1 protein-coding gene is annotated in these 263 nt (G+C 22.1%); it reads left to right on the forward strand.

The window, feature by feature from the left end; genetic code table 11:
- Nucleotides 1–182 (forward strand): hypothetical protein (locus ACX6CF_RS26735; RefSeq protein ID WP_458788418.1); only part of this gene is annotated, 182 nt, incomplete at its 5' end.
- Between the last annotated feature and the right edge of the window lie 81 nt (nt 183–263).

Genomic DNA, 263 nt, shown 5'->3' on the forward strand with positions numbered 1-263 from the left:
CAGATATAACGATTAATAATGTTAAGTTATTAATCGTTATATCTGATTTGTTATTTACTAAATTGAATTATTGGAGTGGATCATGGATGTCTAATTATTATCCTGATTTATTTTTAATAGTTGTAGGTATATTAATTGTATTAATAGCCAATATCTTTAACAAAAATGATAATAAAAAATAATAATAAAAAATGTCTTTCTCTTATTTTGTTAGGAGTGAGACTTTTTTTGATGGGGGAAAATACATTAGATGAATACATTAT

This window comes from Vallitalea sediminicola (assembly GCF_054408565.1).